This window comes from Adlercreutzia sp. CNCM I-6216, assembly GCF_977113345.1.
Genome location: NZ_CDSBIE010000010.1, coordinates 47207 through 69983, shown reverse-complemented (window position 1 = coordinate 69983; position 22777 = coordinate 47207). Strand labels below are relative to the sequence as shown.

General features: G+C 64.1%; 20 protein-coding genes. 8 read left to right on the top strand and 12 right to left on the bottom strand.

Annotated features, from left to right (window positions below; translation table 11 throughout):
* Nucleotides 1–366: 366 nt before the first annotated feature.
* The 6 genes from ACYVRU_RS09610 to ACYVRU_RS09585 form a co-directional block, all read right to left on the bottom strand.
* Nucleotides 367–1041 carry a zinc-ribbon domain-containing protein gene (locus ACYVRU_RS09610; RefSeq protein ID WP_452039549.1) on the bottom strand — a complete coding sequence of 225 codons (675 nt, stop codon included), beginning with the start codon at nucleotides 1039–1041 and terminating at the stop codon, nucleotides 367–369.
* Nucleotides 1042–1078: 37 nt separating this feature from the next.
* The gene (locus ACYVRU_RS09605) at nucleotides 1079–1723 is read right to left on the bottom strand and encodes a zinc-ribbon domain-containing protein (RefSeq protein ID WP_452039548.1); all 645 of its coding nucleotides are present in this window, start codon (nucleotides 1721–1723) and stop codon (nucleotides 1079–1081) included.
* A 359-nt stretch (nucleotides 1724–2082) separates the two neighbouring features.
* Nucleotides 2083–2493, bottom strand: a complete 411-nt coding sequence (locus tag ACYVRU_RS09600; protein WP_452039547.1) for a hypothetical protein — start codon at nucleotides 2491–2493, stop codon at nucleotides 2083–2085.
* Nucleotides 2493–3512 (bottom strand): GHKL domain-containing protein, encoded by a 1020-nt coding sequence (locus ACYVRU_RS09595; protein ID WP_452039546.1) that lies wholly within the window; start codon nucleotides 3510–3512, stop codon nucleotides 2493–2495. Before ACYVRU_RS09595 ends, ACYVRU_RS09600 begins: the two co-directional genes overlap by 1 nt.
* Before the next feature lie 32 nt (nucleotides 3513–3544).
* A complete protein-coding gene (locus ACYVRU_RS09590; RefSeq protein ID WP_461186062.1) occupies nucleotides 3545–4195 on the bottom strand; it encodes a hypothetical protein in 651 nt (216 codons plus the stop codon).
* A 53-nt stretch (nucleotides 4196–4248) separates the two neighbouring features.
* The gene (locus ACYVRU_RS09585; RefSeq protein ID WP_302683147.1) at nucleotides 4249–4716 is read right to left on the bottom strand and encodes a low molecular weight protein-tyrosine-phosphatase; all 468 of its coding nucleotides are present in this window, start codon (nucleotides 4714–4716) and stop codon (nucleotides 4249–4251) included.
* Between the two features lie 245 nt (nucleotides 4717–4961).
* Here ACYVRU_RS09585 and ettA point away from each other — a divergent pair, with 245 nt between their 5' ends.
* From ettA to ACYVRU_RS09570, 3 genes are all read left to right on the top strand, one after another.
* Nucleotides 4962–6641, top strand: a complete 1680-nt coding sequence (ettA, locus tag ACYVRU_RS09580) for an energy-dependent translational throttle protein EttA (protein ID WP_417179113.1) — start codon at nucleotides 4962–4964, stop codon at nucleotides 6639–6641.
* A 205-nt stretch (nucleotides 6642–6846) separates the two neighbouring features.
* Nucleotides 6847–7416 carry a helix-turn-helix domain-containing protein gene (locus tag ACYVRU_RS09575; RefSeq protein WP_461186061.1) on the top strand — a complete coding sequence of 190 codons (570 nt, stop codon included), beginning with the start codon at nucleotides 6847–6849 and terminating at the stop codon, nucleotides 7414–7416.
* A gap of 2 nt (nucleotides 7417–7418) precedes the next feature.
* Complete coding sequence (locus ACYVRU_RS09570) at nucleotides 7419–8186, top strand: zeta toxin family protein (protein ID WP_452039543.1); 768 nt, start codon at nucleotides 7419–7421, stop codon at nucleotides 8184–8186.
* Between the two features lie 131 nt (nucleotides 8187–8317).
* Here the strand turns inward: ACYVRU_RS09570 and ACYVRU_RS09565 are convergent, their stop codons facing one another.
* The 4 genes from ACYVRU_RS09565 to ACYVRU_RS09550 form a co-directional block, all read right to left on the bottom strand.
* Nucleotides 8318–9712, bottom strand: coding sequence for a 4Fe-4S dicluster domain-containing protein (locus ACYVRU_RS09565; protein ID WP_452039542.1), 1395 nt, complete (start codon nucleotides 9710–9712; stop codon nucleotides 8318–8320).
* Between the two features lie 8 nt (nucleotides 9713–9720).
* Nucleotides 9721–10035 carry a molybdopterin dinucleotide binding domain-containing protein gene (locus ACYVRU_RS09560; RefSeq protein WP_452039550.1) on the bottom strand — a complete coding sequence of 105 codons (315 nt, stop codon included), beginning with the start codon at nucleotides 10033–10035 and terminating at the stop codon, nucleotides 9721–9723.
* A gap of 84 nt (nucleotides 10036–10119) precedes the next feature.
* Nucleotides 10120–11304, bottom strand: a complete 1185-nt coding sequence (locus ACYVRU_RS09555; protein ID WP_461186063.1) for a hypothetical protein — start codon at nucleotides 11302–11304, stop codon at nucleotides 10120–10122.
* Nucleotides 11288–13111, bottom strand: a complete 1824-nt coding sequence (locus tag ACYVRU_RS09550) for a molybdopterin-dependent oxidoreductase (protein ID WP_461186060.1) — start codon at nucleotides 13109–13111, stop codon at nucleotides 11288–11290. The genes ACYVRU_RS09555 and ACYVRU_RS09550 overlap by 17 nt, the downstream gene beginning before the upstream one ends.
* 267 nt (nucleotides 13112–13378) lie before the next feature.
* Here ACYVRU_RS09550 and ACYVRU_RS09545 point away from each other — a divergent pair, with 267 nt between their 5' ends.
* From ACYVRU_RS09545 to ACYVRU_RS09530, 4 genes are all read left to right on the top strand, one after another.
* Nucleotides 13379–14614, top strand: a complete 1236-nt coding sequence (locus ACYVRU_RS09545) for an LL-diaminopimelate aminotransferase (protein ID WP_227070528.1) — start codon at nucleotides 13379–13381, stop codon at nucleotides 14612–14614.
* 160 nt (nucleotides 14615–14774) lie between these two features.
* Nucleotides 14775–15725: a hypothetical protein gene (locus tag ACYVRU_RS09540; protein WP_114548680.1), complete on the top strand. Its 951-nt coding sequence runs from the start codon at nucleotides 14775–14777 to the stop codon at nucleotides 15723–15725.
* Nucleotides 15726–16505: 780 nt separating this feature from the next.
* Nucleotides 16506–17615 carry a cation diffusion facilitator family transporter gene (locus tag ACYVRU_RS09535; protein ID WP_452039540.1) on the top strand — a complete coding sequence of 370 codons (1110 nt, stop codon included), beginning with the start codon at nucleotides 16506–16508 and terminating at the stop codon, nucleotides 17613–17615.
* A 25-nt stretch (nucleotides 17616–17640) separates the two neighbouring features.
* Complete coding sequence (locus ACYVRU_RS09530) at nucleotides 17641–18621, top strand: helix-turn-helix transcriptional regulator (RefSeq protein ID WP_302223435.1); 981 nt, start codon at nucleotides 17641–17643, stop codon at nucleotides 18619–18621.
* Nucleotides 18622–18751: 130 nt separating this feature from the next.
* Here the strand turns inward: ACYVRU_RS09530 and ACYVRU_RS09525 are convergent, their stop codons facing one another.
* Both ACYVRU_RS09525 and cysK read right to left on the bottom strand, forming a co-directional pair.
* Nucleotides 18752–20407 (bottom strand): PAS domain-containing hybrid sensor histidine kinase/response regulator, encoded by a 1656-nt coding sequence (locus tag ACYVRU_RS09525; protein WP_302223436.1) that lies wholly within the window; start codon nucleotides 20405–20407, stop codon nucleotides 18752–18754.
* 120 nt (nucleotides 20408–20527) lie between these two features.
* Nucleotides 20528–21460: a cysteine synthase A gene (cysK, locus tag ACYVRU_RS09520; RefSeq protein ID WP_302223438.1), complete on the bottom strand. Its 933-nt coding sequence runs from the start codon at nucleotides 21458–21460 to the stop codon at nucleotides 20528–20530.
* Between the two features lie 352 nt (nucleotides 21461–21812).
* Here cysK and ACYVRU_RS09515 point away from each other — a divergent pair, with 352 nt between their 5' ends.
* Nucleotides 21813–22739, top strand: a complete 927-nt coding sequence (locus ACYVRU_RS09515; RefSeq protein ID WP_452039539.1) for a LysR family transcriptional regulator — start codon at nucleotides 21813–21815, stop codon at nucleotides 22737–22739.
* Nucleotides 22740–22777 lie beyond the last annotated feature (38 nt).

Here is a 22777-nt window from a genome sequence, read left to right as displayed (position 1 = left end):
TCGAATCTAGACAACTCGAATCATACCGAAGGCCGGAGCCGTGTCTTTTGGTATCTAGGCTATGCTGCTGTGAAAGTGCGCAAGAGATTGTACGTTACCAAAAGAAGGCATCCTCTTCAAGCAGAGCGCCACAACGGGTGCAGTACATAGCCAAATCCTCTCTCGACAAAGCATGATGGCGATTCGTTCGATTCAGGGACCAATCGCATAAACGTTACCGTTTGACCAGAGAGGGACACAACGGCTATGACACTTTTGGTCATTTCGATGTCATATTTCGCATTGTCTTTTGAGCCAGAGAGGAATTCATTTTTTCTTTCGTATAAGCATCTGCCGGACAGTTTGCTGCCCTTTTCATCTCAGCGCCTAAGAAGGATCGACGAGAGCATTCCAATCAATCTCTTTTTCCTTCACTTCTGAATAGATGAAGGCAGTAATCGACAGGGCCACCGCGCACCATACCCACAACGTCGCCGAAATCATTCCGCTGGGAACGCCCGAGGATGAGTTGTTTAATTGATCGAACGAGAAAACGACCAGCAAAAACAATGCCGAGAGGACGCACATGGCCGTAGAACCTGCGCTGCCAAATCCAGACTTATTCGTAAAATAGCGATAGGCATCGCGCGCTAGCAAGACAACTACCGCAAGCCATGCTGCAAGAACCACCAAAATGACAGCCGACAGACCCGCGACGGCTCCATCGATATCGCCCGAGACGCTCCCAAACGGTGATCCCCACTCGCGAACAGTGTTAGCCATATCGAGCAAAGCGGGAATAGAGTACGAGTCGCCCCAAATGTAGAGGTTCACATTGACCCAGGGCATAAATGCAAGCACGACGAGCGCCGCATTCAATACGCCGGCAATGATCTTGGCGCTCTTCGCCTTTTCAGCCGCAGAAGCTGATGCAAGTATCGGTATAGACTGCGACGACTCAAGCGTAGTTGGCGCGGAAATGGCTTCCACCGAGGTTCCGCACGCGGGACAGAAACGGGCGCTGGCTTCTAGCTCTTTTCCGCATTGTCGGCAATAAGACATGGAGCCTCCTTATTGTTGCTATCTCGAGCTATTCGTTTTATCGTTCCGCCCCAAGCAGAGGCGCACCACACTCCATGCAGAAGGCTTGACTATCCGCAACCTCCACACCACAGGCAGGGCATCGGGGCTCTAAGGAGACTTCCTCAGAACACGTCGCCGACATTCCTTCATTTTCTCCCGATGACTTTCGTACGGGTGCACCGCACTCCATGCAGAATGCATAGTCAGACTTGAGACGAGCTCCACACGCTGCGCACTCCAGCAATGCGTCAGTCGGCATATCGACGGCCTGCGAAGCGCGAGCTTTTTCGGCAGGCGTGCCACACCCGCTACAAAAGCGATCGGTTTCTCGAATCCTGGCACCACAAACCGCGCAGGCGATCATCTCGTCCTCTGCTGTTTCAAGCGCAGTCTGAGCATCAAGCGCGGCTATAAGTTGGTTAATCTGAACACACTCGGCTTCATAGGCCGCAATGCCATCGTAGAGATTCTCGCGGCCGCGACGCAGTTCGTCGTTAGCGCGTGTGACCTCATAGAGACTTGCGCCCAGCTGCGCTTCAAGATTTTGCCGTAAGTTCGCTATTTCGCTGAGGCGGCTCCGCAGTCTCAGCTTTTCCGCCGAGCGACCAGCAGCAGCGGTTCCTCGATTAACTGCAGATGAAACATTATCCATCAGGCCCATGATTGTCCTTTCGTCAATCAAATTTGCACCGCAAGACATCTTCGTTGAGCAACATGCCCAGCGCATTGCGCGAGACAGAAAACGCTACCGCTCCAGCTTGGTCCCCTCAATAGGCTTGTAACTTTTGGTGGAAATATTGTCATGGACAGCCAACGCACAGCACTTTTTCCTTTACGCAAAGCACCGACCCTTCTCCCTACTTTTCCGTATGTCCCCTTTCTCTTCGCGCTCTACCGCCCACTTCCCTCCATCCCCATCGTTCCTCACGCACTGTCTATCCGAAGACAAAAAGCACATTTTCCAAGCTGAATCATGAGGATTCGAAAGGGCGACTGACGAGTCCACGACAAAATGCCTGATCAACGCGCTGCATACTTTAAAACACCACTAAGCTGCCGCTTCTTAATCTGGAATATGTGCTTTAATGGACTCAGAAATCTGGAAAATGTGCTTTTTTGTCTTCGGCTTTTTCGGAAGGGGATACACAGCGAGCACACCACCAGCCGACGCAGCAAACTCCCCCGCAGCAGAAACAGCGGAATAACGAAGGAGCCGAAGACGCCAACAGCAATGCGAAGCGGCGCAGGGTAGAGAGCCTTGAGGAACATCGCTACCCCCTGATACAGGATCTCCACCGTCCAGAATGTCCGGGCCGACCGCGGAGGCAGCACCCACGTCAGCAGCCCCAGATAAACGAACTGCACCGGCAAGCCGCACACGACGTTGACAAGGAGGTTCTCCGGAGCCAGCAGCGCCTCGAGCGCCGGCATCACAGCACGCCTCCGGCCAGCTCCAAATCATCCGCGCAAGCTGCGCGATCGGGCAAAGTGCGCTCAGCCTCGCCCCTCGCTGCGGTGTCGGAAGCGCTGCCCAACCGCATGATCACGGTAGCGCGGAACACGCCGTCCTCGATGGCGCATTCCAAAGATCCCCCGTGTCGTTGCGCGATGCCGGAGATAATGGAAAGCCCCCAGCCATGAGCCTCATCCCAGGTGCGCTGCCGCTTGCGCGACCGCTTCGCGGACTCCTCCCAGGCAACGCGATCGGCTTCGGAGATGCTGTTTTTGGCCTCAATCACCAAATGGCCCTGCCGCACCGAGGAGCGCAGCGACAGGAACGGCTCGCCCGACGCACCCGGCTCGCTCGACGCGCTCGACGCACCCGACGCGCCCGGGCCGCCCGCATCCCGCGCCCGCAAAGCAGCCGCCAGACCATTGTCCGCGAGATTCGCAATCACGGCGCACAGCTCCACCGCCGGCACCCCCACGTCGTAGGGTATCTCAAGGGAGAACTGAGGGCGCACGGCCGCCTCCTCGCACGCCTTCAGTTTCATCGTTGCCACCGCATCTGCCGAACGATGCTCGCACAGGCGAAAGGCCGTCGAGCCCATGATATCGACAGCACGCGAGAGCCGCTCCTGGGCGCTCCCCTCCTCTTGCTCGCGCAGGCGTCGCACCGCCTCATCCATCTCCTCCGCCACCTCGCGGCGCAGCTTCATGATGTCCTCCATGTCGGCCGCAATGCGCTCGCGATAGACCACTTGCACTCGCTCTTGCTCCTCCAGCATGCGCACCCGCTCGCGCAGAATGTCGGCCTCTTGCGTCTTGCGCACCTCGCGGAACAGCTGGAAATCGACGGGAATGCAAGCCAGCGCGAGAAGCCCCACAACCCAGAGATACACCTCGGGCAGCTGAAGACGCACGATCCAGACGGCCGACACCGCTACCATGACGAGCTGGCTTGCGGGATACAGCAGAAACGAGACGCGATGGAGAATCGAGTGGCTCATGAGATGCCTTTCTTTAAAGAGAGCCCGGAACGTCAAAGGGAGTTCGCAACATCCTCAAGGTAGTCCAAAGCAGCGGCACGGTCTCCGCGCTCGCACAGCGTCGCCACCACGGCCTGGTGGTTGCGCAGATCGTGGCGCAGGCGCGCGGTGTCGCCAAGGAGCTCCTGCACGGCGGTCAGCTCGCGCAGATATCCCGCCAATCGCTCCTCCAGAAACGCCGCCTTAATCTCAGCCCGCTGCCTCTCGGCAGAACGGCGCATCTGCAGAAACAGCAGCGCATCAATAGCCGCGCACAGCAGCAAAATTGCCGTGGAAGCGACAACGAACGCAGTCTCTCCCCGCGTGACGCTGAAGCAAATGCCCAGCACAATGAAGATGAGCGGCACCTGCATCAGGGGAAACAGCGCCAATCGCCGTATCCACACCGGAGAGGCAGCCCCTGATGCACGTCGGCCGCGTCGGCCCTTTTTCGCGTCGGGAAAGAAGCGGTGCACGACCTTCCCCATGCCGATCATGGCCGGCGTCATCACAAGCCCGTAGCCCGCCAGCCCCATGAAGATGGTGAGCGGGGCATAGGTCAGGGCAAGCTGATCGTTCATCATCTCCAAACCAGTACTCGACACCCAGATGACCGCCCCCGTCAACTCCCCCGCAGCCATGAGCACCATGGCCAGCGAGCACACGATAACGCGCTTTGGCAGAGAACCACCACAGTGCCCCACATCAGAGTCCAGCCTCAAACGCCCAAATACGCCAGCAGCCCCTCGCAGCCATCGCACACGTCGGCATAGGTGGTTTCGAAATCACCCGTGTACCAGGGGTCGTCGACGCTGCGGTTGGTGCCGGCGAATTCCAAGAGTTTGAGCACCTTGCCGTCCGGGTCGCCGCCGAGGATCCAGTTCATGTTGCGAATATTGGCCGTGTCCATGCCAATGATGAAGTCGAAGGCGTCGTAATCGGCGCGGCGCAGCTGGCGGGCGCGCTTGCCTTCGAAGCCGCCGATACCATGCTCGCGCAGCACCGCCGCCGTGCCCGGATGCACCGGGTTGCCAATCTCCTCGGTGCTCGTCGCCGCCGACTCAATGCGGAACTGCTCGGCAAGCCCCCGCCGCGCCACCATGTCCTTCAGCACGAACTCGGCCATAGTCGATCGGCAGATGTTGCCGTGGCAGACGAAAAGGACGCGAATGGGAGACTGGGGCATGGGGAAATCCTTTGCAAGGAGACCGATTGTTTAAAAGATACGGCGCATATTATCTCACAGCAACCCCCATCGCCCTAAGCCACAAGTCGCGGTTTTCTTCCAGTATCGCGAAGGCGCCATAGCACCCGTCGGTTACTTCTGGGAAAATACCGCCCAAGCATTGGACGGCTCGCTCGGCGAGACGGCCTTCTCGCATGCGCCTCGCGCTGCGGGCCGAGGGACCGAGCAGAGGGAACAGGAGCATCATGGCAGAGTTCATCTACCAAATGTACAAGGCTCGCAAGGCAGTGGGCGACAAGGTTATTCTCGACGACGTCACGCTGTCGTTCTACCCCGGCGCGAAGATCGGCGTCGTGGGGCCCAACGGCATGGGCAAGTCCACCCTGCTGAAGGTCATGGCCGGCCTCGAGGAGGTTTCCAACGGCGAGGCGCGCCTGACGCCCGGCTACACCGTGGGCATTCTTCTGCAAGAGCCGCCGCTTGAAGAGGACAAGACCGTCCTCGAGAACATTCAGATGGCCTTCGCCGATGTGCTGGCCAAAGTGGAGCGCTTCAACCAGATCGGCGAGGAGATGGCCGCGCCCGACGCCGACTTCGACGCGCTCATGGACGAGATGGGCAAACTGCAGGACGAGATCGACGCCGCCAACGGGTGGGACCTCGACTCCCAGCTCTCCCAGGCCATGGACGCGCTGCAGTGCCCCGACCCGGACGCGCCCGTGAGCATCCTTTCCGGCGGCGAGCGCCGTCGCGTGGCGCTGTGCCGTTTGCTTCTGGAACAGCCCGACCTGCTGCTGCTCGACGAGCCCACCAACCACCTGGATGCCGAATCGGTGCTCTGGCTCGAGCAACACCTGAAGACCTACCCGGGCGCCGTGCTCGCCGTCACCCACGACCGCTACTTCCTCGACCACGCCGCCGAGTGGATCTGCGAGGTGGACCGCGGGCAGCTCTTCCCCTACAAGGGCAACTACTCCACCTACTTGGAGACCAAGGCCGCCCGCATGGCCGCCCAGGGACAGGCCCAGGCCAAGCTCGCCCGCCGCATGGAGCGCGAGCTTGAATGGGTGCGCAGCTCGCCGAAGGCCCGTCAGGCGAAGTCGAAGGCGCGTCTGGCCAACTACGACGCCATGGTGGCCGAGGCCGGCAAGGCGAAGAAGCTCGACTTCGCGGAGATCCAGATTCCCGCCGGCCCTCGTTTGGGCTCGAAGGTGCTCGTTGCGAAGAACCTGCACAAGGAGTTCGACGGCCGCGTGCTCATCGACGACTTGTCCTTCGAGCTGCCCCGCAATGGCATCGTGGGCGTGATCGGCCCCAACGGCGTCGGCAAGACCACCCTCTTCAAGACCATCGTGGGCCTAGAGCCGCTCGACGGCGGCGAGCTGGAAGTCGGCGAGACGGTGAAGATCGCCTACGTCGACCAGAACCGCGCCGGGATCGATCCGGACAAGAAGCTGTGGGAAGTGGTGTCCGGTGGCACCGACTACATGATGGTCGGCGAGACGGAAGTGCCCTCCCGCGCCTACGTGGCCGCCTTCGGTTTCAAGGGAGCCGACCAGCAGAAGCCCGCAGGCGTGCTCTCCGGCGGCGAGCGCAACCGGCTGAACCTGGCGCTCACCCTGAAGGAGGGCGGCAACCTGCTCCTTCTGGACGAGCCCACCAACGACCTGGACGTGGAGACCCTCTCCAGCTTGGAGGCGGCGCTGCTCGACTTCCCCGGCTGCTCGGTCGTGGTCAGCCACGACCGCATGTTCCTCGACCGCATCGCCACCCATATTCTGGCTTGGGAAGGCGACGACGAGAATCCGGGCCGCTGGCACTTCTTCGAGGGCAACTTCGAGGCCTACCAGGCCGACCGCGAGGCACGCCTCGGCAAGGAAGCCGCCAAGCCCCACCGCCTCCACCGCAAACTAACCCGCGACTAGGCACCGACAGTGGCCCTGGGGCCGACGAGGGCGCACTTATCATATTCCCCCATCGAAGAGGGCGGTCTCACAGGGATCGCCCTCTTTCTATCTTTTGATTGATATGTTGCTGAGTTTTCTCTATCATTTTCTCGAATTCATGTCGAATATGTCCTAATCTAGCTGATATAATACCCCTATTAGGCAATCTATAGATTGGATAATCATGAGAGAACACGACATGTCCCAGCAAATTAAGGAGATCCGGAAGCACTACGGGCTCTCCCAACAGGCCTTTGCGCGGCTACTCGGCATCGGCGAGGCCAGCATCACTCGCTACGAGAAGGGTATCGCCCCCACCAAGGCCAACGCCAACCTCATTCGCGCCGCCATGATTCCCGAGTTCATGGCCGGCTGCCTCGAGCGCGACGGCGACGCGCTTACCCCCAAGCAGCGCGCATCGGTCGAGAAGATCGTCTACGCGGAAGTGACCTTTGACGAGGGAGGAGACATCATGACCATGACGGAAATCTACGAGATAACGTTGCAGCAGGAGGTGTTGAACGAATCCGCCTGGGATATTATGGCGCAAATCTCCCGAGCGCGCGCCGACGCGAAGCTCAAAGGCAACGACGAGCTGACGATAATCTATGACGACATCGAGCAACAGATCGCTCGGCTCGTACCCGAAATTCTCTCAGAGTCGGCGGCCAATCAGCATACTATCGACGAGATACGAGGGCAGCTGAAAGGCTTTCAGCAATTCCTCTCGACCCAGCTCGCAAAGGCGGCCTAACTATGAGTGACGAAGAGAAGTACACGGAGAGGGAGTTCAGCGAAAAGTTCGAAGAGCTGCGCTGGAATCTCCTGAACGCCTATCGCCCTACCCTTGAATCGCCACCTCAGGCTTTTTTGCTCGGGGGCCAGAGCGGGGCAGGGAAAACCACGCTCCACAAGATCATCCATCGCCGACTGGACGGCAATGGCATCAGCATCAACGGGGACGACTATCGAAAGTTCCACCCCCGTTTCTTGGAGCTTCAGCGCATCTACGGAGACGAGGCCGTTAACTATACTGCGCCATGGGCAGGACGCATGACCGAGGCGCTTATCGACTCGCTTTCGCGCATCGGGTACAACCTCGTCATCGAGAGCACGTTGCGCACGGCAGAGGTGCCCCTGAAAACGGCGGAGCTGCTGCGCCAGCGCGGTTACGGGGTGTCCCTCGCGCTCATGGCCGTAAAGCCGAAGATATCGCTCGTCAGCTGCCAGATACGCTACGAGGAGATGCGCGTGGCCGGCACCACGCCCCGAGCCACCGATCCGGCGCACCACAACAAGATCATCGACCAGATCGTCTCCAACCTCGGCGTCCTGGAAGCAAGCGGAATGTTCGACGAGATCGCCCTCTACGACCGAAGTCAAACGTGCTTGTTCCCTCGCGAAGGGGCCGGCGATAGCGCCGAGGAAGCTTTGTGCACCATCCTCTTCGGCCCCTGGACCTCTGAGGAGCGGCGCCACTACAACGAGCTCAAAGCCAAGCTGAACTACCTGAAGACAAAGTAAAACCCGCCCTGCGCTACCAACGACGAGCGGGTTTCAAGCCCCGTGGGGGACGAACCGAACCGTCCCCCACAGCTGTCTTCATTCTAGCACGAATGGAGATACCGCGGGATAGCCGAGAGATGCGCTATTCGTTATGAACGCTCTGTAGCCGACTCTTCTTCCCCAGTGTCGTCAACTGGCTCAGAATCATCAATCGCCTCGAGCCCATCGGCCGGCTCGGGATCACCGGGCTCTTCGGCATCATCAGTCTCCCCGGCCTCCTCGGCGAGGGCGGCGTCTTCGGCCAGAAGGCGGTTGAACTCCTCCACGTCGTACAGCTCGCCGGTGTCGCTCAACTCGTCCACCACGGGAATCTCGACGGCGTCGTCCGCATCGCCGGCAAAGTCCTCGCCCCAGCCGTCCGCAACGCCGTAGTCCTTCATGCCGAAGCGCGCACGACCGCAGCTCACCAGGCGCGGCTCGAAGCCTTCCGCCTCATCGTCGCCCACAGCATCGGCATTGTACCAGTGGCACTCCTCCACCGGCACGGCGGCCACTGCAGCAGCTGCGGCGGCGGCCGGTGTGGCGCCCTTCTTGGAACGCAGGGCGTTGCGGCGGCGCAGAGCGGCCTGAAGAGCGGTCTCTTCCACGACCTCGCGCGCATCGCCATCGGTACCCTCCCCGCCTTCGATATTCTCCTCGTCGAGCAGCGGATTGAAGGTGCCCGCTGAAGCGGCGGCCGCCTCGACCTCGGCAGCGCGCTGGCGCGAGGACTCGACCGCCAACCCCGCCACGGCGCCCGCAGCGGCAAGGCCGAGGACGCCCACGGACACAGGACCGGCCATCTTTACGGCATCGAGCCATTCCACCTCGCCGGTAGACGCCAGCGCCTCGTGCATGGAGCCGCCCACGCCGTACTTCATCACCTGCACCACGTGGTGTCCGCCCTGCTCGCTCACGCCGAGCTCCGAGGCTGCGGCCCAGCCGCGCTCGCGCAGCGCCGCCGCGCGCTCATTGGCCCGGGACACAATGGCATCGCGCTCGTCGAAGGCCAGAGCATCCAGCGGGCAGGCGGCCACGCAAGCGGGCACGCCCCCCTCGGACACCTCGGCCGCGCACCCGTCGCACAAAAGCACCTCACCGCGCTCGCCCCGATGACGCGGGGCCGCGGCCGGGCACACCATGGAACACAAGTGGCAGCTCACGCAACGCGCCGCGTCCAGCGCGACGAAGCCCGTTTCCCCGTTGACCGCCACAGCCCCCGTGGGGCACACCTCCGCGCAAGGCGCCTGGGCGCAGTGCACGCAGCCAGCGCGGGCCGCTTCCCATACCGTGCTGCCGTCGGCCAGCGTGCGCTCGAAGCGCGCCACGGCAAGCGGCGCCTCCTCGTCCAGCACGGCCGCCCGCCCGAACGCGCGCGCCGTCTCGTTCTCTGAAGACGAATCGGACGCGGAGGGCGCCAAGCCGAAGCGTCCCTTGCAGGCAGCGACGCACGCCTGGCAGGCAGAGCACCGACTGCTATCGAAAAGAATTGCCTTGTCAGCCATGATGCCCCCTACGCCTTCTCGATATCGACCAGGAAACCCTTGACGTCGCGGGCCGCCCCCACGGGGCTTTCCGCCGCAGGGGCCAAAACGCCCCACACGGCTGCCGCAGCGCCCTCGTCGCCGAGGGTCATGCCGTTCAAGCACACATAGTGGCCCTCGTTGTCCTCGCATTGGAAGGGGCGGATGCGGTCGGTGACGAGCACCGGCGCCTCCACGGATCCGCGCTCGTTGAACACGCGGACCCACTCCCCCGTGGCCAGGCCGCGAATGCGAGCCAAGCTCGCCGACATCTCCACGAAGCAGCCGGGCTCCGCGGCAGCCAGCGTCTCGCTCAGGGCGCGCCGAGCGCCGTCGCGGCCGTCCGAGCCGTTGATGACCGCCGCAATGGGATAGGCCGCGCGATCCGCCTACATAGAGGAGTAGTCCGGCGCCAGCGCATCGGCCACGGCGGCATCCACCGCCCCGTCATCGCCTGCGGCACCGGGCGCCTTCGCGGCGGCCGCCAGCAGCACCGGAGAGGCGTAAGCCCCGTTCAGGCGATTGTTCAACGGGGACTCCAACGGTTCGTAGTGCTCGGGCACAGGCCCGTCGCCCAGCCGGTCGGACACCAAAAGGCCCACCTGTTCCCAGGTACCGGGGAAGGCCTGGTTGTCCGGCTCGAGCCATCGTCCGTCGCGCAGAATCGGGAAGTCGGGCGCGTCGATGCAGGCCCAGCTCTCCCCCTCCCAAGTAAGGAGATTGCGCTCGTTCACCCACGGCTGGCCCGCCAAATTCGCGCTCGCCCGGTTGCCGCGCACCCGCACGTTGCCGGGCCATGTGAAGCCCCAGCCGGGGAAGAGCCCCAGACCGCTCTCGTCGGCGCCGTCGCGACGTCCCACGGGTTGCTCGGCCGCATCGGCCGCACTGGCGCCGTTCGACCACAGCCCCGCCAGGAAAGCCGCGCCGCAAGCCGTCGAGCCGTCGGCGCGCAGCCCGTCGGCGCCTTCCAAAAGCACCAGCTCGCCGCCGTCCCAGTCGCTGTCCTCGACGACATAGCCGTTCATCGCCCAGGCCACCTTCACCAGATCGATGCTGTCGGATGTCACGTAGTCCCACCGGGCCTTAAGGATCGGATCCGTCGCCGCACCGCCCTTGGTGTCGTACAGGTTGAACACGCGCTCCCACATATCGCCGATGATGGCAGCGTCCGTGCGGCTCTCGGCCGCCGGCTCAACCGCCGCCTCAGCATGCTGCAGAAGGCGGCCGCCGCTCGCCCGGATGCCGGCCTTCTCGAAGCCGAGGACGCTTGGCAGCTGGAACACCGTCGTCTGCTGCTGGGAAGGATCCTCCACCCGTTCCCAAAACGTAGCCGTGAGGTTCGGCGAGCCGTCGGTCACGACGAGCCACGCTAGGCGCCCCACGTCGTCGGCCGTAACGCCCGAAGACGCGCTCCCCACCAGATCGGCGCCCCACAGGAAACACCCCTGCAGCAAGCCTGTGCACAGCGCCTCGCTGAACGACGCACCGCCAGCCGGTGCCTTGGGCAGCCAATCGTAGCCGTAGTCGTTGTCGAAGGCCGCCTCCTCGCCCCACCACTCACGCAGGGCCGACACCAGGGCACGGGGCCGCAGTGAACCCGCGCCCGGCCGGCTCGGTGTGGGCCTCGAGCCACGCCTGGAGCGTCGTCTCGCCCTCGGTGGGCCAGGGAAGATCGCCGCAGAACATGTCCGGCGAAAGCCCCATGGCATCGGCCAGCCCCTCATTCGCAGCGCCCCCCAGGTAGGAGATGCCGCCCCCGGGCACGCCGATGTTGCCGAGCAGCAGCTGCACCACAGCGGCCGCGCGCGCCGCCTGGGCCCCCGTGCCGTGCTGCACGAGACCGGGCCCGGCCAGCACCTTGCCCGCCCCCTCCACCGCGCCCGTGGCCGCGAAGGCCCCGTAGGCGCGCTCGAGCAGCGACCGCTCCACGCCGCAGACGGTGGCCACCGTGTCCAAGTCGTAGCGGGCGAGAAACTCCTGCAGGCGCACCCAGGCGCAAGCCGGGTCCTGCAGCGTGATATTGCGCTCGCAGCGCGGCTGGGACGGCACGGCCCAGGCAGGGACGCCCTCACCGCGCACCCAGGAGAACTCGCCGTCGAAGCGCATGTTCCACGTGTCGAAGCCGTCGGTCTGATAGCCCCAACTGGTCTTGTCGTAGGTGCCGGTCATGGGATCCCAGCCGAAGAAGGCGCCGCTTGACGCGTCGAAGGAGAAGGCGGGGTCCATGAGGTAGGAGGCGTTGGTGAAATTCAGCACGTACTCGGGCTGCCAGAGGGAATTGTCCATGGCGTATTTGGCCAGCCCCCCGAGAAACGCGATGTCGGTGCCGGGGCGGATGGGCACGTGGATGTCGGCCATCTCGGCCGAGGCCGAGCGCAGCGGATCCACGGCGATCCAAAGCGCGCCCGCATCCCGGGCACGCTCGATCCAGCGAAGGGAGAGCGGCTGGCTTGTGGCAACATCGGCACCCAGAGTGAGCAGGCAGCCCGTGTTCGCGATATCGCTCCAGAGCCCGTCGGGCTCGGCGATGCCGAGGGTCGCGGCGACACCGGCTGCGAAGGCACGCCGACCGAAAGCCGCTTCGGAGTCGATGTTCACCACGCCCCAGGATCGCAGCGCCTTGGCGAGCAGGAACTGCTCCTCAGCCACAAGGCGCGCGCCGCCGAAGCTGCCGATGGCCCGAGTGCACATGACCGGCACGCCGCGGGGACGCTTCCGGGCGCCGTAGTCGTTGTCGCCGTAGCCATCGTCGCCGTAGCCGCCGCGGTCGCTCCAGTCCCATTCGTCGAAGTCCGTCTCGCCCTGCGCCTCATCGTCGGCCTCCACGCCCTCGATGCTCTCTTCGAAGGTGGCGTCCCGCGTGTCCTTCACCAAGTTGGCGATCTCATCCAGTGCGCGATCCCAGGAGATGTCCTCCCATGCATCCGACCCGGCGCGACGCACCCGCGGCGAGGTCAAGCGCCCCGGACTGGCCGTCGTCGCGCCTTCGCTCGCGGCGTCGTTGCCGCCCGCGCCATTGCCACCATCGCCACCGGCGCCGTCCTCGGTCGCCCCTTCGGGCGCCTTCCACAAGTCGGTCAGCGCCTGAGCGCGCAGGCAGAGCCGCCCTTCAGAGAACGGATTCGCGCCGTCGCCGCGCACCGCCGCCACCCGCCCGTCCTCCACCTCGAGCACCAGTGTGCAGGCGCCCGGACACTCCTCGCAGACGACGACCGGCCCCGCAGGGGCCGCAGGCTCTTCGGCCGGCGCCTCGTCGGTGCCGGCGGGCTCTTCGGCGACCTCTTCGTCGGCCCAGGCTCGATTCGGATCCAAACCCCATGCCGCGCTTCCCGCCGCCACGGCTCCGGCGCCGGCCAGAAAGCCTCTCCGCGTCAATTTCATGGACGAACGTCTCCTTCGCACAGGCCCGCGTCCTGCTAGCGCAAGCCTATTCACACCCTGTCTCTTAGAACCTTCATTTTCACACAAGAGACCGTCGTGCGGACGCTCAAAAACCCCGAGCGCGCGCCGTAGGCGAGATGCCCACAAATTGTCCACGATTGCGGCGCTGATCTGCCCATTGATGAGGTTTATCCTCGTCTTTTCCCATTGGAAACATTCGCCCCCTAACCTAAGCGCATCAGAAAACCGCACCATGAAGGAGGCCCCATGGCCCGCATCAATCGCAACTACGAGAAGCTGCCCGGCAGCTACCTGTTCTCGGAAATCGCCCGGCGCACCGCCGCCTACCAGGAAGCGAACCCCGACGCGCGCCTCATCAAGATGGGCATCGGCGACGTCACCCGCCCGCTCGCCCCGGCCGTCGTCGCCGCCATGCACGCCGCCGTAGACGACCTCGCCGCCGCCGAGACCTTCCACGGCTACGGCCCCGAGCAGGGCTACGCCTTTTTGCGCGACGCCATCGCCGAGCACGACTTCGCCGCCCGCAACATCGCCATCGACCCCGACGAGATCTTCATCTCGGACGGCGCCAAAAGCGACTGCGGCAACATCGGCGACATCTTCGCCGAGGACAACGTCGTGGCCGTGTGCGACCCGGTCTACCCCGTTTACGTGGACACCAACGCCATGGCCGGCCGCGCCGGCGACTACGACACGGACACCGAGCGCTGGACGAACATCGTCTACATGCCCACTACCGCCGAGAACGACTTCACGCCAGCCCTGCCCGACGCGCCCGTCGACCTCATCTACCTCTGCTCGCCGAACAACCCCACGGGCACGGTGCTTTCCCGCGAGGCCCTGCAAAGATGGGTCGATTACGCCAACGCCACGGATGCCGTCATCCTCTTCGACGCCGCCTACGAGCGCTTCATCGCCGACCCCGCCATCCCCCACTCCATCTACGAAATTCCCGGCGCGAAGACGTGCGCCATCGAGTTCCGCAGCTTCTCGAAGACCGCCGGCTTCACCGGGGCCCGCTGCGGCTACACCGTGGTGCCGCGTGACCTGGTACGCGAGGGGCAGAGCTTAAACGCCATGTGGAACCGCCGCCAGACCACCAAGTTCAACGGCGCCTCCTACGTCATCCAGCGGGGCGCGGCGGCCATCTACACTCCGGAGGGGGCGGCCCAGGTGGACGAGACGATCGACTTCTACCGCGCCAACGCCCGCACGATAAAGGAGGGCCTGGCGGCGGCCGGCCTTGAGGTGTACGGCGCCGACAACAGCCCGTACGTGTGGTGCCGCACCCCTAACGGCACCGGCTCCTGGGACTTTTTCAACCGCCTTCTGGAAGAGGCCAACGTCATCACCACCCCCGGCGCCGGGTTCGGGCCGGCCGGCGAGGGCTACATCCGCCTGACCGCCTTCGGCGACGCGGACGACACGCGCGAGGCCGTCGAGCGCATCAAGCGGATGCTCGATGCCGAGAGTCGCGACTAGCCGAAGCGCACCACGGAACCGGCGCTCAGTCGAGCCCGCGCGCCGTTTGCTGACGCTTGTCAACAAACGCTCCACAATTGATCGCCGATGACGCGACTCAACAATTCGCCGCTATACTGGTCACCATCGCATTGACCGCATCGATTCAAGGAGAGACACCATGAACACCAACCATGCGAAGGCCATCAAGGGCATGAGCATTGCCAATATCGTGCTCGCAGCCCTCGGCATTTTCGGCATGCTCATCGCTTGGGCAGGCCTCGGCGTCGGCGGCGCCGCCATTTCCGGCTCCGGCTACGACTACTTCTACACCGACGACGGCCTCTATTTCACCACCGATGACGTGTCAGTGCTGCTCGGCATGCTGGGCTTCCTCGTCTTCCTCGTGATCGTCTGCGCCGTGCTCATTCTCATCGCCGGCATCCTCGGCGTGCGCGGCGCGGCCAAGCCCGACAAACTGCGCGGCATCATGATCTGGAACATCGTCGCCGCCGTGGTGAGCCTTCTCTCCTGCTGCTGGGTGTCGCTCGTGCTCTGCATCATCGTGGCCGTGTTCGCCAACAAGGATCGCGCCCTGTACGCCGCCGCGCCGGCGCCCGCGGCTCCCTACGGCTACGCGCCGGCCGCTGCGCCTGTCGCACCGGTAGCCCCGCAGCAGCCCGTGCAGCCCGCAGCCGCTGCGCCCCAGCAGCCTGCCGCTCCGGCCGCCGCTGTTCCCGTGGCCGCTGCCGTGGCCGCCGAGGCCGTTGCCGGCGCAGTGATGCCCGCCACGGCCGCTACGGCCCCTGCGGCAGAAGTCGTCGCCACCGAACAGGTCGTCGCGGCCGAGCCCGCAGCAGACGAACCCGTAGCTGCCGTCGCGGAGGAGACGGTCGCCGAGCCCGTCCCCGCCGCCGTGGTGGAAACGGTCGAGGAGGACACCTTCGCCCCGGCCGAGACTCCCGAGGAAGCCGCCGAGGCCGCAGCCGAGCCGGCCATCGTCCTGCCTGACAACTACATCGAAGACGCCCAGGCCGGCGTAGCCGTCGTCGAGGAGATCTCCTCCGACGCCGACACCGCAGCCGCCGACACTGCGACCGACGACGCCGACAACGACAAGCCCACCGCCTAACTTCGACTCGCGGGCAAGCCACATCGCTGCCGCCATCACCCGCCACGAAGGCCCTCCCACTCTATAGCCGGAGGGCCTTCTCTTTCTTGGAACGATCTTCTCTCTTTTTTTCTCTCTCTTTCTTTCTCTTTCTCTTTCCCTTTCTCTTTCCCTTTCTTTCTCGAACCGATCTCCTCTTGCCCCAAATCGGCGCATATACCCCATCCACCCGCAGAGCACCGTTCGCTAACCCGTAGCACGAGAGGGGTTTTTGCCAGGCCACCGCAGCCTTCCCGACAAAAAGCCCCCTCTGGCTGCGGGTCGAAACTCAAAAAGGGGCAAAAACCCGTAGCCAGACGTGGGTTTTTGCCAAAGCAGCATAGCCCGAGGGCCCAAAATGTCGCAAACGGGAAACGGCGATGGCAGAAAACCGTCTCAGGCTACGGATGGGTGCGCAACCGCAGGCGGTCAACGCCGTCTGCTTGCCTTCCCATCTTCTCTGCCAAAGCGCCCGCAATCGGCGGCGGCGAGCAGGATAGTTACCGAACTGCTTCGGAAAGGCTACGGGGCGGGGACTTGCCCACCTGGAGAGAGACCTATAATCGACCCATGAGACAACGCGCGCCCGCGCCAACGGCACCAGTGGCGGCGTCAACAGCCGCGCCGGTGGCGGCACCAGCGGCGGCATCGGCGCCAGCGCAGCAGCCACAACAACGGCCGCACCAGTAGCAACGGCGCCCATAATACAGCGAGGCGCGCCGACCCAAGAGGCACAAGCGCAAACCATCAGGGGTGAGAGTCATGAACCGCGAGAGGGAAATCGTCAAGGCGAGCGTATACGGCATTATCGGCAATGTGCTGCTCGTCGCCTTCAAGATGGCCGTCGGGTTCATGTCCCATTCCATCGCCATCATCTTGGACGGCGTGAACAACGCCACCGACGCCTTGTCCTCCATCGTCACCATCGTGGGCACGAAGCTCGCCGGGCGCCGGCCCGACCGCCACCACCCCTTCGGCTACGGCCGCGTGGAGTACCTCACCAGCGTCGTCATCGCCATCATCATCCTCGTGGCCGGCTTCATCTCCCTGCGCGAATCCATCGACAAGATCATCCACCCCGGCGCGCCCAGCTACTCGGCCATCACCATCATCGTCATCGTGGTGGCCATCCTCGCGAAGATCGCCATCGGCATCATGTTCAAGCGCTTCGGCGACAAAACGAACTCCGAGGCCCTCATCGCCTCGGGCATCGATTCCAACTATGACGCGGTGCTCTCGGCCGGCACGCTCGTGGTGGCGGCGGCCCAGAACTTCTGGAACCTGAACATCGACGGCGCCGTGGGCCTCATCATCTCGCTCGTGGTGCTGAAAGCCGGCTTCGAGGTGCTCGGCGACGCGCTCTCCCCGCTCATCGGCGGCCCCGAAGACAAAAAGCTCGTCGACGACATCACTGCTTACGCCAACAGTTTCCCCGACGTGCGCGGCACCTACGACGTGGTGCTGGACAACTTCGGCCCCAACGAGATTTTGGGCTCGGTGCACATCGAAGTGCCCGACGATATGTGCGCCCGCGACATCCACGCCCTCACCCGCCAGATCAGCGAAGGGCTCACCGCGAAGCTCGGCATCCTCACCACCGTGGGCATCTACGCCGCCAACACGACCGGTGCGTTCGCCCCTCTGCATGCCGACCTCGACGCCCTCGCGAAAAGCGACCCGGCGATCCTGCAGGTGCACGGCTTCTACGTAGACGAGAAAACCTCGACCGTCTACTTCGATTTGGTCATAGGCTTTAAGGCCGACGACGACGCCATCCGCGACAAAATAATCGCCCATCTGAAGGAAAAATATCCCGATTACACCTACAATGTCGTCATCGACCACGATTACGAAGACGATCAGCCAACGTAGGCGATCGTGGGGAAAGGGGCGCACGATGGCGGGCGAGAGCCAGAAACTGAAGCTGCTCAACCTCGCCAAGATGCTCTACGAGCGCACCGACGAGAGTCACGGCCTCACCTGCCCCGAAATCATCGCCGGGCTGGCTGAGGCGGGCATCGAGGCCGAGCGCAAATCGGTGTACCGCGACTTGGACGCCCTTCGCGACTTCGGTCTCGACATCGCGAAGCTTCCCACGCACCCGGTCAGCTACGCCCTCGTCTCGCGCACCTTCACCGCCGCCGAGCTCATGCTGCTCACCGACGCCGTGCAGTCCTCGCGCTTCCTCACGGTTCGTATGGCCCATCGCCTCACCGAAGGGCTGGCGTCTCTGGGCTCCTGCCACCAGGCCGCCGCGCTTTCCAAGAACGTGCACGTGGAAGGCCGCATCAAGATGCAGAACGAGTCGGTGTTCCATCACGTGGACACGCTGCACGAGGCCATCCGGCGCCGCCGCCAGGTGGCCTTCCGCTACGTGAAGCACGACGTGAACAAACAGCCGCGACCCCAGGGCGACGGCCGCATCTACCGTGAGACGCCGGTGTGCCTCATCTACTCCGAGGGGTGCTATTACCTCATCGCCTACAACGAGAAGCACGACTCCTTCCCCAGCTACCGTGTCGATCGCATGCAGGGGCTGCGCATCACCGACGAGGCGGCCGTGCGCAACGAGCGCATCGCCACCTTCGATGCGGCGACCTACACTTCTCGCACGTTCTCCATGTTCGGCGGCGAGACGACGCCGGCGACGCTGCTCGTGGAGGAATCGGTCATGAGCGCCATTATCGACCGCTTCGGCAAGGACGTGGAAAGTGCGCCGGTGGATGCGACCCATGCCCGCGTGCACGTCACCGTGGCCGCCAGCCCCGTCTTCTTCGGCTGGCTCGCCCAGTTCGGCACCGCCGTGCGCCTGGAGGCCCCCAGCGCCCTGGCTCGCCAGTACGCCGACTACCTGAGAGACATCGCCGACAGCTATTAGCCCCTCACGCCCCTTGGGGGGGCAACCGCACCCCTTCCCCGTAGGGGCTGACCTTGGTCAGCCCTCTGCAAGCGGAACAACGGCGCACGACAAAACAGGGGCGACCAAGGTCGCCCCCTACGGGCGTATCTTAGTGAACGACCTTCTCGATGAGGGACTGAAGACGGTGCACGTCGAGCGGCTTGGGAAGGTGCGCGTCCATACCGCATTCCAGCGAACGCTTGCGGTCCTCGGAAAACGCGTTGGCGCTCACGGCGATGATGGGCAGCGACGCGCGCAGCGGGTCGGGCAGCGCGCGGATGGCGCGGGTGGCGGCATAGCCGTCCATGACCGGCATCTGAATATCCATGAGCACCAAATCGTAGGCGTGCGCGTCGGCGGCCTCAATCATTCCCAGGGCCACCTCGCCGTTTTCCGCCGTGTCCACCTCATAGCCCGCATCGTCCAGAAGGCAGCAGGCGATCTCGCGGTTGAGCTCGTTGTCCTCCACGAGCAGGATGTGGCGCACCGGCCCCCGCCCGCGGCTCGGGCACGGCGCCTCGGCGGCCACATCGGCCGGAGCCTGGCGGAAGGTGATGTCCACCGTGAAAGTGGAGCCCTCCCCCGGCACGCTTTCCACAGCAAGCTCGCCTTCCATAAGATCGAGCACGTTGCGCACGATGGTGAGCCCGAGTCCCGTGCCCTGAACGCCTGAGGCCGTGGTGTTGCTCTCTCGCTCGAAGGGCATGAACATGCGCTCCATGAACGCGGGCTCCATCCCTACGCCCCTATCGGCCACGACAAAGCGGAAGCTGGCGAAGCCCTGGGGCGCGCCGGCGTTCTCGGCCACGCTGATGTGCACGATGCTGCCGGCCGGCGAGTACTTGATGGCGTTGTCCACCAGCTGGGTGAGCACATGGGACAGGCGCACAGCGTCCACAAGCACGCGGTCGTGGGTCAGAGGCTCAACATCGCAGACCAGGGTGACATCGGCACGATCGGCCAAGTCCACCATGTCCATGCGCACCTGCATGACCAGCTCGGAAAGCGAGCATTCCGCCTCGGCCAGCTGCACGTGGCCCGCCTCCATACGGCTGATCTCCAACGTCTCGTTCACCACGTCGAGCAGCTGCTCGGAGGCGGCCAGCACCTTGTCGCTGTAGGCGCGCACCCGCTCGGCCTCGCCGCCATGGGCCGAGATGAGCGACGCATAGCCCACCACGGCGTTCAGCGGCGTGCGGATGTCGTGGGACATATTCGAGAGGAACGTGTTTTTCGCCACGTTGGCGGCCTCGGCCTCGGAAAGGGCGTTGCGCAGCATGGTACGGTGCTCGAGTTCGCGGGCATAGGCCTCGCGCAGCTGGGCGTTCACCGCCTCCAGCTCGTCGGCCCGCTCGCGCAGCTTGTCCGTGGCGTCGTTGATGAACACGTAGAAGAACTCGCCCGCGTCCAACGTGACGTGGTGGCCGTAGTCCTCTATCCAACGCACCGAGCCGTCGCGGCGGATGATGCGGTACTCCACGTAGTCCATGGAGTACCGATCGGCCTGAATCTGGCGGCTGATGGAGTGCTCCACGGCTTCGATGTCCTCGGGATGCACCATGCCGGGGAAGGTGCCGCCCGTCAGCGTGACGAACTGCTCCTGATCCGCGCAGCCGAAGATGCGCAGGCAGGCCTCGTTGGCGTAGACCACCGCCTCGTCGCCGTCGGCACGGTAGACGAAGAAGCCGCCCGGCATGTGGGCGAGAACGTCGCCGATATCGAGCTGGGCTAAAGCGGGGAATATGGAGGGCGCCGAGGTTGCCATCTGTTGCTTTCTTTCGTCGGCCGAAAAGGTGCTTTCCGTATGCTACCACGGCCTTTGCCCGGCGCCCCCGAAGCTGTCGACGAGCCCACGAATTTGTAACGAAAGAGAAACGTGGAAGGCCTACGAGAAGTCGAACATGGAGGTGGAAAGGTAGCGCTCACCGGTGTCGGGCAGGATGACGACGATGTTCTTCCCCGCGTTCTCGGGCCGGCGCGCCAACTTCGCCGCCGCGGCCACCGCCGCGCCCGAGGAGATGCCCACGAGCAGTCCGTCATGGGCAGCCAGCTCCCGCCCGGCCTCGAAGGCCTCCTCGTCTTCGATGGCGATGACCTCGTCGTAGATGGCGGTGTCCAGCGTCTCGGGCACGAACCCGGCGCCGATGCCCTGAATCTTGTGGGCGCCGGCGCGGCCCTCGGAGAGCACGGGAGATCCGGCCGGTTCCACGGCCACCACCTGGATGGCCGGGTTCTGCCCCTTCAGGTAGGCGCCCGCGCCCGACAGCGTGCCGCCGGTGCCCACGCCGGCCACGAGGATGTCCACCGCGCCGTCGGTGTCCTCCCAGATCTCCGGGCCGGTGGTGCGCTCGTGCACGGCCGGGTTCGCCGGATTGGAGAACTGCGAGGGGATGAACGAGTTCGGAATCTCGGCCGCCAACCGCTCGGCCTCTTCGATGGCACCCTTCATGCCCTTGGCGCCCTCGGTGAGCACCAGCTCCGCCCCGTAGGCGCGCATGAGGTTGCGCCGCTCCACGGACATGGTCTCGGGCATGACGATGATGATGCGGTTGCCCCGCACGGCGGCGATGGCAGAAAGGCCGATGCCGGTGTTGCCGGAGGTGGGCTCGATGATGACCGTCTCGTCGTCGAGGACCCCGGCCTCCACGGCGGCGTCGATCATCGATTGGGCGGCGCGGTCCTTCACCGAGCCGGTGGGGTTGAACGACTCCACCTTCCCGATGAGCGTGGCAGGCAGCTCGTGGGCGCGCTCGTAGTTGGTCAGCTCCACCAACGGCGTGTGCCCGATCAGCTCGGTGATGTTCTCGTGGACGGTCATGGGAAATCCTTTCTGGCTGAAACAAAGCCGGCAACCGGTCGGAGACGTGGGGTGTTCTGACCGAGCGAGTTCCGCAGCGAACGAAACAGTCCAGTGGACTGTTTCGCAGAGCGAGGACTGTCTGAGCGAATCAGAATACCGCGCGGCTCCGACCGACGAGGAGATGCATTGCCCCCCATCCTACTGAATAGCCCCACTTCGTCAACGGCCCGCGCCATAGCGGTTTCCGATGGCGAGGCGGCCGAGAAAACCGTGGCGCACCGTCAAGTTCTCCCTTCCATCGCCGCCCGACGGTCGTATAATGCCTAGCAGTTCCCTAGACTTGAATCCTAACCCGCCATAGGAGCTTCCCATGACCCTGCAGCAACTTCGCTACCTCATCGCCATCGCGAACCACGGCTCCATCTCGGCGGCGGCGCACACGCTGTACGTCTCGCAGTCAAGCCTATCGGTGGCCGTACGCGACATCGAGCGCGAGACCGGCGTCACCATCTTCGAGCGGTCCAACCGCGGCATCACGCTCACGAGCGATGGCATCGAGCTTTTGGGCTACGCCCGCCAAGTAGTGGAGCAGGCCGACCTCATGGAGCAGCGCTACTCCGGCCGCGGCGGCGAGGCGGCGCAGCGTCTATCCATCACTTCCCAGCACTACGCCTTCGTGGTGGAGGCGTTCCTGGAACTGGCCGAGGAGTACGAGGGCGCCGGCTACAACTTCAGCCTGCGCGAGACCCGCACCTCCGAGGTCATCGAGGACGTGCGCGACTTCCGCAGCGATCTGGGCGTGCTGTACCTCTCCACCTTCAACGAGAGCGTCATCGGGCACGCCATTTCCGACGCGAACCTCTCCTTCAACCTGCTGTTCACTGCGCAGCCCCACGTATTCGTCAGCGACAAGCACCCCTTGGCCTCGCGCACCGAGGTGACCGTGGAAGATCTGGAGGACTACCCCCGCTACGCCTTCGAGCAGGGGGCGAACAACTCGTTCTTCTTCTCCGAGGAGCCCTTGGCCGAGCTGCCCCACAAAAAGTGCATCTCCGTAAGCGACCGCGGCACCCTCTCGAACCTGCTCGCGCACCACAACGGCTACACCATCTCCACCGGCGTGCTCTCCAGCGAGATGTACACCGGCATCGCCAGCGTGCCTTTGCAGACCAAAGAGCTCATGCGCGTGGGCTACATCGTCCACAATGAGCGGCAGCTGTCTGATCTGGCCCAAAGCTACATCGAGAAGCTGAGCCTATTCGTGGAAGGCTGCCAGATAGGCCTCGCGGGACTGTAGGGCACGCATCCCCGTCCGCCGTCCCTGCGTATGCCGAC

Bases quoted from the DNA above. Each gene is read 5' to 3' on its own strand.
- ACYVRU_RS09610 (WP_452039549.1), bottom strand. From the start codon at position 1,041: ATGTCTTATTGCCGACAATGCGGAAAAGAGCTAGAAGCCAGCGCCCGT.
- ACYVRU_RS09605 (WP_452039548.1), bottom strand. From the start codon at position 1,723: ATGGGCCTGATGGATAATGTTTCATCTGCAGTTAATCGAGGAACCGCT.
- ACYVRU_RS09600 (WP_452039547.1), bottom strand. From the start codon at position 2,493: ATGCCGGCGCTCGAGGCGCTGCTGGCTCCGGAGAACCTCCTTGTCAAC.
- ACYVRU_RS09595 (WP_452039546.1), bottom strand. From the start codon at position 3,512: ATGAGCCACTCGATTCTCCATCGCGTCTCGTTTCTGCTGTATCCCGCA.
- ACYVRU_RS09585 (WP_302683147.1), bottom strand. From the start codon at position 4,716: ATGCCCCAGTCTCCCATTCGCGTCCTTTTCGTCTGCCACGGCAACATC.
- ettA (WP_417179113.1), top strand. From the start codon at position 4,962: ATGGCAGAGTTCATCTACCAAATGTACAAGGCTCGCAAGGCAGTGGGC.
- ACYVRU_RS09575 (WP_461186061.1), top strand. From the start codon at position 6,847: ATGAGAGAACACGACATGTCCCAGCAAATTAAGGAGATCCGGAAGCAC.
- ACYVRU_RS09570 (WP_452039543.1), top strand. From the start codon at position 7,419: ATGAGTGACGAAGAGAAGTACACGGAGAGGGAGTTCAGCGAAAAGTTC.
- ACYVRU_RS09565 (WP_452039542.1), bottom strand. From the start codon at position 9,712: ATGGCTGACAAGGCAATTCTTTTCGATAGCAGTCGGTGCTCTGCCTGC.
- ACYVRU_RS09550 (WP_461186060.1), bottom strand. From the start codon at position 13,111: ATGAAATTGACGCGGAGAGGCTTTCTGGCCGGCGCCGGAGCCGTGGCG.
- ACYVRU_RS09545 (WP_227070528.1), top strand. From the start codon at position 13,379: ATGGCCCGCATCAATCGCAACTACGAGAAGCTGCCCGGCAGCTACCTG.
- ACYVRU_RS09540 (WP_114548680.1), top strand. From the start codon at position 14,775: ATGAACACCAACCATGCGAAGGCCATCAAGGGCATGAGCATTGCCAAT.
- ACYVRU_RS09535 (WP_452039540.1), top strand. From the start codon at position 16,506: ATGAACCGCGAGAGGGAAATCGTCAAGGCGAGCGTATACGGCATTATC.
- ACYVRU_RS09530 (WP_302223435.1), top strand. From the start codon at position 17,641: ATGGCGGGCGAGAGCCAGAAACTGAAGCTGCTCAACCTCGCCAAGATG.
- ACYVRU_RS09525 (WP_302223436.1), bottom strand. From the start codon at position 20,407: ATGGCAACCTCGGCGCCCTCCATATTCCCCGCTTTAGCCCAGCTCGAT.
- cysK (WP_302223438.1), bottom strand. From the start codon at position 21,460: ATGACCGTCCACGAGAACATCACCGAGCTGATCGGGCACACGCCGTTG.
- ACYVRU_RS09515 (WP_452039539.1), top strand. From the start codon at position 21,813: ATGACCCTGCAGCAACTTCGCTACCTCATCGCCATCGCGAACCACGGC.